General features: G+C 61.8%; 11 protein-coding genes. 4 read left to right on the top strand and 7 right to left on the bottom strand.

Annotated features, from left to right (window positions below; all coding sequences use genetic code 11):
- Positions 1–936: 936 nt before the first annotated feature.
- A complete protein-coding gene (locus J3361_RS28860; protein ID WP_003204481.1) occupies positions 937–1,215 on the bottom strand; it encodes a DUF3509 domain-containing protein in 279 nt (92 codons plus the stop codon).
- Between the two features lie 356 nt (positions 1,216–1,571).
- Here J3361_RS28860 and J3361_RS28855 point away from each other — a divergent pair, with 356 nt between their 5' ends.
- From J3361_RS28855 to J3361_RS28840, 4 genes are all read left to right on the top strand, one after another.
- Entirely contained in the window at positions 1,572–3,398 is a 1,827-nt protein-coding gene (locus tag J3361_RS28855) for a long-chain-acyl-CoA synthetase (protein WP_207967398.1), read from the top strand.
- Positions 3,399–3,492: 94 nt separating this feature from the next.
- Positions 3,493–4,011, top strand: a complete 519-nt coding sequence (locus J3361_RS28850; RefSeq protein ID WP_207967397.1) for an ankyrin repeat domain-containing protein — start codon at positions 3,493–3,495, stop codon at positions 4,009–4,011.
- Between the two features lie 239 nt (positions 4,012–4,250).
- Positions 4,251–4,781, top strand: a complete 531-nt coding sequence (locus J3361_RS28845) for a hypothetical protein (protein ID WP_207967396.1) — start codon at positions 4,251–4,253, stop codon at positions 4,779–4,781.
- Positions 4,782–4,852: 71 nt separating this feature from the next.
- Complete coding sequence (locus J3361_RS28840) at positions 4,853–5,044, top strand: PLDc N-terminal domain-containing protein (protein ID WP_003204476.1); 192 nt, start codon at positions 4,853–4,855, stop codon at positions 5,042–5,044.
- Positions 5,045–5,104: 60 nt separating this feature from the next.
- Here the strand turns inward: J3361_RS28840 and J3361_RS28835 are convergent, their stop codons facing one another.
- From J3361_RS28835 to J3361_RS28810, 6 genes are all read right to left on the bottom strand, one after another.
- Positions 5,105–6,307: an MFS transporter gene (locus J3361_RS28835; protein WP_207967395.1), complete on the bottom strand. Its 1,203-nt coding sequence runs from the start codon at positions 6,305–6,307 to the stop codon at positions 5,105–5,107.
- Positions 6,308–6,576: 269 nt separating this feature from the next.
- Positions 6,577–7,575: a sulfate ABC transporter substrate-binding protein gene (locus tag J3361_RS28830; protein WP_207967394.1), complete on the bottom strand. Its 999-nt coding sequence runs from the start codon at positions 7,573–7,575 to the stop codon at positions 6,577–6,579.
- A 94-nt stretch (positions 7,576–7,669) separates the two neighbouring features.
- A complete protein-coding gene (locus J3361_RS28825; RefSeq protein WP_207967393.1) occupies positions 7,670–8,494 on the bottom strand; it encodes an ion transporter in 825 nt (274 codons plus the stop codon).
- 21 nt (positions 8,495–8,515) lie between these two features.
- Positions 8,516–9,415 (bottom strand): urea transporter, encoded by a 900-nt coding sequence (locus tag J3361_RS28820; protein ID WP_207967392.1) that lies wholly within the window; start codon positions 9,413–9,415, stop codon positions 8,516–8,518.
- A 122-nt stretch (positions 9,416–9,537) separates the two neighbouring features.
- Positions 9,538–10,953, bottom strand: a complete 1,416-nt coding sequence (gene pyk / locus J3361_RS28815) for a pyruvate kinase (protein WP_207967391.1) — start codon at positions 10,951–10,953, stop codon at positions 9,538–9,540.
- Positions 10,943–11,338: MOFRL family protein (locus tag J3361_RS28810; protein WP_279382103.1), on the bottom strand; the 396-nt coding region annotated here is incomplete at its 5' end. The genes pyk and J3361_RS28810, both read right to left, overlap by 11 nt.

Genomic DNA, 11,338 nt, shown 5'->3' with positions numbered 1-11,338 from the left:
TCACTCCGGCATTGCTCCGTGGGCCGCCGCGAAGGGCCATCCATGGCCCAGCGCGGCTATCCCGGCATCCATGCCGGGATGCCCACTGCGCAATGCCTGCGTTCGGCCAGCGTGGTTAACGGGGCGCCGAAATCAACGTCCACGCCGAGGCGGCCTTATAGCCGACCTGGCTCTCCCGGTCGTACACCCATCAGATCAGTGGGAGCAAAGCTTGCTCGCGATGGCGGTGGCTCAGTCACATGGATGTTAGGTTTGCTGGCCTCATCGCGAGCAAGCTTTGCTCCCACAGGGGATTTGGGTGTTCATGAGTCTTGTGTTCACCGCAGATCCATTGTGGGAGCGAGCCTGCTCGCGAAAGCGGTGTGTCAGTTGACGGTGATGTTGGAGGTGCCGGCCTCTTCGCGAGCAAGCCCGCTCCCACAGGGGATCTCGGGTGTTCATGAGTCTTGTGTTCACCGCAGATCCATTGTGGGAGCGAGCTTGCTCGCGATAGCGGTGGCTCAGCCACATAGATGTCGGCCTGTGCCCTGCTCTTGCTCTTGCTCTTGCTCTTGCTTTGGATCTTGATCTGGGAGCCCCGTTAAACCACGCTGGCCGAACGCAGGCATTGTGGAGTGGGCATCCCGGCATGGATGCCGGGATAGCCGCGCTGGGCCATGGATGGCCCTTCGCGGCGGGCCCACGGAGCAATGCCGGAGTGAGGGCACACCGAGCCTAGGCGAGGTGCCGAGTGGTGGGGCAGGAGCGTTTTGCTTACTTTTGACTGGGCCGGCTTCCGGGCTTCTCAAAAGTGAGCCGCTGTAAGAGCGGAACCGTCAGCAGCCGTCACCGAAGAAACGGATATACACACTCCAAAAGAAGGCGCAAAAAAACGACGCTTCCCATCTCTGAAAAGCGCCGTTTCCAAGTAAACAGCAAGCAAATTGACCAGCAGACTCAAGCGCTATGGTAAGTCGGCAGCGCAAACCGATGCTGGCTCTGCAGCAAGGTGATCTGTGGCAACTCGCTGGCCTGCTCAGCCAGGTCGCGACGGATCGCGCTGATCGCCCAGGACAATTGATCCCCTGCATGCAACTGAGCATAGGAAATCGTGCGCTTGAACAGCTTGCCGTCGCTATTACGCAAGGTCAGCAGAATGCCGCCGTCCGGGCGGGGCTGGGTGGTCACTTCGTAGTTGGAAAACAGGGACGCAAACTTTTCTTGAATCATGTTCATAGTTGACTGCTCCAGGGTGTGGCAAACCGTGGAGGGGTAGTTGCACTGTCTGTGCCAGCGTCTCGATTCTTAATAAATACTTAAAAAACAATGGGTTATGTTTTGTGCGTATTTTTGCTTTCGTGCATCTTGCATGAATGGCCACCGTGCATCCTGCATTTTGCGTGGTGGGGCAATGATTTTTGGAACCAAATCGTTTTCCGGCGCTCACGCTTCGCCTGTCTCGAGCAGCGGATACAAAACATTGCAAAAACCGCGTGTACAGCCCCGCAAGTGCGAGCGTACTTTCGAGCCAAAATCACCGCCAGCCCGATAACAAGAACCGAGACCCACGAGGTCGAACGGGGAAGATCACCATGAGTCGTACACCCAACGACACCATTACCTGGGGCATGATGCTGCGCAAGTTGCCTGCCATCGCCAGAGCCGTCCCGCGCATCGTCAAAGGCATGAAGCTGGCCAATGTCCAGGACCCGACCCAGCCTTGCGGCCTGGGCTGGTGTTTCGAACAGGCCACGCAACGCAATCCCCAGGGCCCGGCACTGCTGTGTGGCGACACGGTGTTGAGTTATGCACAGGTCAACGCGCAAGCCAATCGCATCGCCCATTACCTGTTGGCCCAAGGCATCGGCAAGGGCGATTGCGTGGCGATCTTCATCGAGAACCGGCCGCAGCTGTTGATCAGCGTGCTCGCGATGGCCAAGGTTGGCGCGGTCAGTGCCATGCTCAACACCTCGCAAACCGGCGATGCGCTGGTGCACAGCCTGGCCCTGGTCAACCCGGTCGCCGTGGTGGTCGGGGACGAGCGGGTCGCGGCCTTCAACGACGTGCGGTCGCGCACCGCGCTGTCGAGCGGCAGGACCTGGTGGGTAGCGGATCAGGACAGTGGCGATGTTCCGTCCGGCTTCGTCGACCTGATGGCTGATTGTGCGGATTACCCCGGCGATAACCCGGCGTGCAGCCAGCAGGTTTTTTGCAACGATCCATGTTTTTATCTCTACACCTCGGGCACTACCGGGCTGCCCAAGGCCGGAGTCTTTCGCCATGGTCGCTGGATGCGCACCTCTACCAGCTTCGGCCTGATCGCCATGGACATGCAGCCCGACGATGTCGTCTATTGCACCTTGCCGCTGTATCACGCTACGGGCCTGTGCGTATGTTGGGGCGCGGCGATCTGTGGGGCATCGGGGTTTGCGATCCGCCGTAAGTTCAGCGCCAGCCAGTTCTGGAGCGACGTACGCCGCTACCGGGCAACGACGCTGGGTTATGTCGGTGAGTTGTGCCGCTACCTGATCGACCAGCCTGGCGCTGCCGACGACCGTCACCATGGCGTGAAAAAAATGATCGGCAACGGCCTGCGCCCCGGGGCCTGGTCGACTTTCAAGACCCGGTTTGGCATCGACCACATCTGTGAGCTGTATGCGGCCAGTGACGGCAATATCGGTTTCACCAATATCCTGAATTTCGACAACACCGTCGGGTTCTCCTTGATGGGCTGGGAACTGGTGCAGTACGACCATGCCAGCGGCCTACCGTTGCGCAACCTGCAAGGTCGCATGCAAAAAGTCCCCAGGGGCCAACCGGGCTTGCTGCTGGCGCGGATCGACGCGAAGGCGCCACTGGACGGCTACACGGAGCAGGCCTTGACCGAAAAAACCATTTGCCGGGATGTCTTCGTGCCGGGTGACCGTTATTTCAACACCGGAGACCTGCTACGCAATATCGGTTTCGGACACGGACAGTTCGTGGACCGTCTCGGCGACACCTATCGCTGGAAAGGCGAAAACGTCTCCACCACGGAGGTCGAAAACGTCTTGCTGCAACACCCGCAGGTGGCCGAGGCGGTGGCTTATGGCGTGGAGATCGATGGTACCAATGGCCGCGCCGGCATGGCGGCGATCACGCCCTCCGAATCCCTGGCGACCCTGGACTTCAGCGAGCTGCTGCAATTTTTGCAATGCAAGTTGCCCGCTTATGCCGTGCCGCTGTTCCTGCGCATCAAGGTGAAAATGGACACCACCGGCACCTTCAAATACCAGAAGACGCGCCTCAAGACCGAAGGGTTCGATCCGAGTGTCACTGGGGATGAGCCGGTCTTTGCCTGGCTGCCGGGCACCGACACGTATGTGCGGGTAGATCGGAAACTGGCGACCCGGATCCAGGGCGGACAGCTACGTTATTGATTCTGGCTATGGCGGGCACAGTGAAAAAAGGGATGACAGCGTCCAAGTCCCTCGGGAAACTAGCCGCTTTGCGAAGACCCGAGTGGAGTTTCCCATGTCCGATACAAGCCGCCAGATGACCCCGGAAGAGGCTGCCGAGTTTGCCGAGCAGGTGTTCAACGTTGCGCGCCAGGGCGACGCCGCCATGATGGCTGCGCTGTTGAGCAAGGGCCTGCCGCCCAACCTGCGCAACCACAAGGGCGACACCCTGTTGATGCTGGCCGCTTATCACGGGCATGTGGAAACGGTGAAAGTGCTGCTCGAGCACAAGGCCGATCCGGAAATCCGCAACGACAACGGCCAGAGCCCGATTGCCGGCGCGGCGTTCAAGGGCGACCTGGCCGTAGTCGCGGCGCTGGTGGACGGCGGCGCGCAGGTGGAAGGCGCTTCCTTCGATGGCCGTACCGCCTTGATGATGGCGGCAATGTTCAACCGGGTGGAAATCGTCGACTACCTGATCGACAAAGGCGCCGACCCGAAAGCCAAGGACGCCAACGGCGTCTCGGCCCTCGATGCCGCCAAGACCATGGGCGCGGTGGACACCACGGCGCAGTTGGAAAAGTTGTTGGGTTGAACGACTAAACATAGACTCCGATAGCTTTTGTGGCGAGGGGATTTATCCCCGTTGGGCTGCGAAGCGGCCCCCTGAATCAATCTGACACACCGAGTTGTCAGGCTATAGGGGCGCTTCGCGCCCAGCGGGGATAAATCCCCTCGCCACAGCAAGCTCCCTCGCCACAGGTTCCTGACTCGACCGATATGATGCGCTATCCTGCCCGCCCTCAAAACACCCTTCGCCACAGGATTCATCCCATGAAAGCCGCCCTCATCGAACTCATCGGTAAAATCAGCTCCGGCTGCCTCGGCGAGGCGGACATCGAGAAAATCGCCGATGAAGCGGCCCAGGCCTACGCGGACCCGACGGCTTTCCTGGCGGCCAATCCCGATATCAACTACGACGACACCTTCCCGATCCCGTTGGGTGAGTGGGTGGTGGTGGGCAGCCTGCCGGACACCGTGCTGTTCCAGGCCGACACCTACGTGGACCTGTTCGAGCAGATCGTCGCCTCGTTCGGCCCTGGCGTGGCGTTCAATCTCAAGCCCAAGCAACTGGCGAAGACCGAAGCCCTGACCGCGCTCAACCGCATCCAGATCCAGATGAGCAGCCTGAACAAGGAAAACGGCGGCTACGTGCTGATGAACTTCAGCCAGTTGCTCGACGATGAATTGCAGATGGTGCTGGTGTACGGCAACGACGTGCCACGGGTGCTGGCGCTGTGTGCCGAAGTCGGCATTGCTGCCGCGCCGGCCCTGGAAGCCCTCAAGGTCGCGGTCCACGTCTGAAGCAATAAAACGGAACCCTTGCCGGGGGCCCGCTATCCTAAGGGTGCACACCACCATTTGGGAGCGACACCATGGGTTCCACCTTCAACGGCCTGGTCGGCCTGATTATCCTGGCGCTCGATATCTGGGCGATCATCAATGTCCTCAAGAGCGGCGCGGAAACCGGAATGAAAATTCTCTGGGTGCTGCTGATCCTGCTGCTGCCGGTCCTGGGCCTGATCATCTGGGCGATTGCCGGGCCGCGTGGCAACGTGCGGATTTGAATGCTCCATGAAAAATGCCCGGGCGCCTTGAGCGACCGGGCATTTTTTGTGCCTGGGTAGTCAGGCCGTGGCCAGGGAAGCTTTTTGCGAGGCGCTCAGGAAGCGCAGCAAGGCCAACAGCGGGAAGGCGCTGCCGACGATGACCACCCACAACCAGCCGCCGTGTTCATACACCGCGCTGGCAATCGATGAGCCGAAGGCGCCGCCGACAAAGATGCTGGTCATGTACAACGCATTCAACCGGCTGCGACTCTCGGCATCGAGGGCGTAAATGGTGCGCTGGCCCAGGACCATGTTCATTTGCACACAGAAATCCAGGACCACACCGGTCACCGCCAGGCCGATCACGCTGTAGAGCGGATGGATGAACGCCGGCAGGAAACTCACGCTGGCGAACAGCATCGCCAGCAGCGAGGCATTACGGGTATGGCCGGCATCGGCCAGGCGGCCGGCGATGGGCGCGGCGATGGCACCGATGGCGCCAACCAGGGCGAACAGGGCGATTTCAGTCTGGGACAGGCCGTGGTTGCGGGACAACTCCAGCGGTACGGCGGTCCAGAACAGGCTGAACGTGGCGAACATGCAGGCTTGGTAGAACGCCCGTTGCCGCAACAGCGGCTGTTGGCGCAGCAGGGTGCCGAGCGAACCCAGCAGTTGGCCATAGGAGGCGCTATGGTCGGGCTGGCGCTTGGGCACGGTCAGCGCCAGGACGATGCTGATCGCGGCCATCAACGCGGCCGCGATGATGAACATGGCCCGCCAGCCGAAGTGATCGGCCACGACGCTGGAGATTGGCCGCGCGAGCAGGATGCCCAACAGCAGGCCGCCCATGATCCCACCGACAACCCGTCCCCGGGATTCTTCTGGCGTCAGGTGCGCGGCCAGCGGAATCAGGACTTGCACCGACACCGAACTGAAACCCACCAGCAGCGAGACCAGCAGGAACACATTCGGCTGGTCAGTGAAGGCCGCCCCCAGCAGGCTGGCAATCGCCACCAGCGTGGTGAGGATCATCAGCCGGCGGTTCTCCAGCAAGTCCCCCAGCGGCACCAGGAAAAACAGGCCCAGGGCATAACCGATTTGGGTCAGCGAAACGATCAGGCTGGCCATGGTGCTGCTCAGGCCGACGTCAGGGGCGATCAGTTCGATGATGGGTTGGGCGTAGTAGATGTTGGCGACAATGGCGCCGCAGCAGAAGGCGAAGAGCAGGACCATGCCACGGGTCAGGGTGCTGCCGGGCGTGGTGGGGGGATGAGCACTCATGGCAATCTCGTCAGTGAACAGGAAAGATGGCGCGAGGCTAAAGCGTTACAGGGCTCTGGAACAGGGCTTGTGGTTGATAGCTGTCATGCCTGTTGTTAATGATGGATCTCTAAGTGCAGGAGGCTTCTGTGGCGAGGGGATCAGTGGGAGCAAGGCTTGCCCGCGATGAAAACAGTGCGGTGCCTCTGGAACCGAGGTGCCTTTATCGCGGGCAAGCCTTGCTCCCACTGATCCCCTCGCCACAGGACCGCGCGCAGTTCGTTGTTCCGTTATTGCCCGCTATAGATCTGGTCGAAAACCCCACCATCATTAAAGTGAGTCTTCTGCACCGTGCGCCAATCACCAAAGGTTTTTTCCACCGACAGGAAATCCACTTTCGGAAAGCGGTCAGTGTATTTGGCCAGTACCGCCGGGTCCCGTGGGCGCAGGTAGTTGGCGGCGGCGATTTCCTGGCCTTCGGGCGACCACAGGTACTTGAGGTACGCCTCGGCGGCTTCGCGGGAGCCTTTCTTCTCGACGACTTTGTCGACCACGCTGACCGGTGGCTCGGCCTCGGCGGAAACGCTTGGGTAGACCACTTCGAACTGATCGCGGCCGAACTCCCGGGCGATCATTTCCGCTTCGTTTTCAAACGTTACCAGCACGTCGCCGATCTGGTTGGTCATGAAAGTGGTCGTCGCGGCGCGACCGCCGGTGTCCAGGACCGGCGCCTGCTTGAACAGCTTGCCGACAAAGTCCTTGGCTTTGTTTTCGTCACCGCCATTCTTCAGTACATAACCCCAGGCCGACAGGTAGGTGTAGCGACCGTTGCCGGAAGTTTTCGGGTTGGGCACGATCACCTGCACGCCGTCCTTGAGCAGGTCAGGCCAGTCTTTCAGGGCTTTCGGGTTGCCCTTGCGCACGATGAACACCGTGGCCGAGGTGAACGGCGCGCTGTTGTTCGGCAGGCGAGTGACCCAGTCCTGGGGCACCAGTTTGCCATTGTCGGCCAAGGCATTGATGTCGGTGGCCATGTTCATGGTGATGACATCCGCCGGCAGCCCGTCGATCACCGAGCGCGCCTGCTTGCTGGAGCCGCCGAAGGACATCTGCACGGTGATGTTTTCGTTGTGCTCGGCCTGCCAGTGTTTCTGGAAGGCCGCGTTGTAGTCCTTGTAGAAATCGCGCATCACGTCGTAGGAAACGTTGAGTAGGGTCGGGGCGGCGTGGGCCAGGCTGCCGAAGGCGAGGCCGGCGGCGAGAAGGGAGGCGCCAAAGAAGTTCTTCACTGCGAATTCCTTTTTATTAACGGGGGTTCCGGGCGATTAGCCAGCAACACTAGCGGCAAGCCAATAGGCCATCAAGCATTAAAAAATGCTTTGCTTATTCCAATTTCTTAAACAACGCGTTGCCACAACGGGAGCAGAAAGCGGCGCCGTGTTCATGGTTGTTTTTGCTGCACACCGGGCAATCGTGCTGAAGCTGGTCACCGCGCATGGCCGTGGCCAGTTCAGCCGTGAAGATACCCGTCGGCACGGCGATGATCGAGTAACCGGTGATCATCACCAAGGATGACACCACTTGGCCCAGGGGCGTCTTGGGCACGATGTCGCCGAAGCCTACGGTGGTCAATGTCACGATAGCCCAATAGATGCCCTTGGGAATGCTGGTGAAGCCGTGCTCGGGGCCTTCGATGACGTACATCAGCGTGCCGAAGACGGTCACCAGGGTCGAGACGCTGACCAGGAACACGATGATTTTTTGCTTGCTCCCGCGCAGCGCCGCCATCAGGTAGTTGGCTTGCTTGAGGTAAGGGCTGAGCTTGAGCACGCGGAAAATCCGCAACATGCGGATGATCCGCACGATCAACAGGTATTGGGCATCGCTGTAGTACAACGCCAGGATTCCCGGCACGATCGCCAGCAGATCCACCAACCCATAGAAACTGAAGGCATAGCGCAGCGGCTTGGGCGAGCAATACAGACGCAGGCCGTACTCGACGATGAAGATGAAAGTGAAGCCCCACTCGATACCGGCCAGCAGGGCGGCGTAGTTTTTGTGCACGCTGTCGATGCTGTCGAGCATCACGATCACCAGGCTGGCGAGGATGATCAACAGTAGGGTGCTGTCGAAGCGCCGGCCGGCCACGGTGTCGGTCTGGAAAATGATCACGTAGAGGCGTTCACGCCAGTTGTTGCTGCTGTCCATATTCTTCGCCTGAACCCTGAATCAGCGAAGCCTAGGGTGATTGCCCCGCAGAGCGCAAGGCACGCTGTCGAGGCTGGCCTGGTGCCACGCCCGGCCGGTGGCCTGGATCAGCCAGCAGGCGAGGATGAACGGTGCCGTCAGGGGTGGCAGGTCGAGGGCGGTGAAACCTGGCGTGAGCACGACTGCCAGGAGGATGCCCAGCAGCGGCAGCCATGGACGGCGTTGTTGGCTGAGGGCCAGCGCCACCAGCACCGGGTTGTAGCCGCCCAGTCCGGAAAGGGCGATGGTGTTTTCATGTTGCGACAAGGCGAAGGCCAGGCCGACGGCGGAAGCGAACAATGCCCACGCGGCGGCGCGACGGTTGGCCAGCAACAAGCCCAGCGCAATCAGTGCACCGGCCGCAGGGTGACTGAGAAACATGACTTGGCCCAGTCCGCTCAAATGAGCGGCCAGCAGATTGGCAATCGTCATTTCGATCGAAGTGGTTGGGGACGTCGGCGCGGTGACACTCATCAGCAGCCACGCCAACCCTACAAACGGCGCGGTGTAGGCGGGCAGGCAACGAGGACCGCGGGTGCGCTTGAGCCATTGCTGGGTCAGCATCGCACTGAGGCCGCCGGCGGCGATGATCAACGGCGGTAACAGCACCGACCAGGGCAACGCCAGGCTCAGCAGCAAGCCCAGCAGGATGCCGTTGTAGCTGAACAGCCCGGCCTGGCGGTCGGCCTTGGCGTAACCGCGGCGCTGTGCCGTCAGCAATCCAGCCACCCCGCCCAGCAATGCGCCGCCGAACAGGGCCGGCGCCGTGAGCAGAATCGCCAGCAGGCACAGCAGGCCGCACAGCGGATGGCGCTGGAGGAAGATTTGGCTGAAGCCGTTGAGCAGGGCGGTGGCCCAGTCGGGGCAGTGGGGGTTGGACATGGTTGGTATGTCTGATTGACCGAGTTGCCCTCATCGCGAGCAGGCTCGCTCCCACAAGGGTTTTTGGTCGCCGCAAATCCAGTGTGGGAGCGAGCCTGCTCGCGAAGGGGCCAGTACAGACGCTAGAGCAGCGTCTCAATGCGCAGCGAATTGGTCGACCCCGGCTGCCCGAACGGCACGCCCGCCGTAATCAGCAGGGTATCGCCGCGCTGGGCCATGCCTTGGGCCTGGGCGATTTCCAGGGCGGTGGAACAGACTTCGTCCACCTGCTTCAACCGGTCATTGACCACCGAGTGCACGCCCCAGGCCACCGTCAGGCGGCGGGCGGCCTGCAGGTTCGGCGTGAGGTTGAGGATTGGCACCGTCGGCCGTTCCCGCGCCGCGCGCAGGCTGGAACTGCCCGATTCGCTGTAGTTCACCAGCACCGCCACCGGCAGGATGCTGCTGATGCGCCGGATCGCGCAGCTGATGGCGTCCGACACCGTGGCCTCGGCCTTCGGCCGGCTGACGTCCAGTTGCGCCTGGTAGTCGGGGCCGTTTTCCACCTGGCGGATGATCTTGCTCATCATCTGCACGGCTTCGAGGGGGTAATCGCCGGAGGCGGTCTCCGCCGACAGCATCACCGCATCGGCCCCCTCGGCCACGGCGTTGGCGACATCAGTAACTTCGGCGCGGGTGGGCGCCGGGGAGAAGCGCATCGACTCGAGCATCTGAGTCGCCACCACCACCGGTTTGCCGAGGGCACGGCAGGTGCCGATGATGTTTTTCTGGATCTGCGGCACGCTTTCGGCTGGGACTTCGACCCCGAGGTCGCCGCGGGCGACCATGATCGCGTCGCTCAATGCGGCGATTTCCCGCAGTTCGGTCACCGCCGACGGCTTCTCGATCTTCGCCATCAGGAACGCCTTGTTGCCGATCAGCCCACGCGCCTCGCGAATGTCCTCGGGACGCTGCACGAACGACAGCGCCACCCAGTCCACGCCCAGCTCCAGGCCGAAACTCAAGTCGCGCCGGTCCTTGGCGGTCAACGGGCTCAGGTCGAGCACGGCCTGGGGCACGTTCACGCCTTTGCGGTCCGACAGCTCACCGCCGTTAAGCACCTCGGTGTCGATGGCGTCGCTGTGCCGGGCGGTCACGCGCAGGCGCAATTTGCCGTCGTCCAGCAGCAGGTCCATGCCGGGCTCCAAGGCCGCGATGATTTCCGGGTGGGGCAGGTTGACCCGGCGTTGATCGCCCGGTGTCGGGTCCAGGTCCAAGCGCAGGGCCTGGCCTCGTTGCAGCAGGACCGTGCCATCGGCGAACCGGCCGACCCGCAGCTTCGGGCCTTGCAGGTCCATCAGGATGCCCAGCGGGTAATTGAGTTGCTGCTCGACCTCGCGAATCCACTGATAGCGCTGGGCGTGGTCGGCGTGCTCGCCGTGACTGAAGTTCAGGCGGAAGATGTTCACCCCGGCCTGTACCAGCTCGCGGATGTCATCGATGCCGCGCGTGGCGGGGCCGAGGGTCGCGAGGATCTTGACCTTTTTATCAGGCGTCATGTTTGGGGTTCTCGAGGATCAGAATGGCGCGAAAGTCGTTGACGTTGGTGCGGGTCGGTTCGGTGACGATCAGCGCGTCCAGGGCGGCGAAGTAGCCGTAGCCATTGTTGTTGTCCAACTCGTCGCTGGCGTTGAGGCCCAGCTCGGCGGCGCGGCGATAGCTGTCCGGCGTCATGAGGGCGCCGGCGTTGTCTTCGGAGCCGTCGATGCCGTCCGTGTCGCCGGCCAGCGCATAGATGCCGGGATGGCCCTTGAGGCTGTCGGTCAGGCTCAGCAGGAATTCGGCATTGCGCCCGCCACGGCCATCGCCGCGCACGGTGACGGTGGTTTCACCGCCGGAGAGAATCACGCACGGTGCTGCCAGCGGCTGGCCGTGCAGGGCGAT

The sequence above is a fragment of the Pseudomonas sp. OA65 genome (genome assembly GCF_017498305.1).
Lineage (GTDB): Bacteria > Pseudomonadota > Gammaproteobacteria > Pseudomonadales > Pseudomonadaceae > Aquipseudomonas > Aquipseudomonas zanjanensis.
Note: the sequence above shows the minus strand (reverse complement) of the source record. Positions and strands in the feature narration are given on the sequence as shown.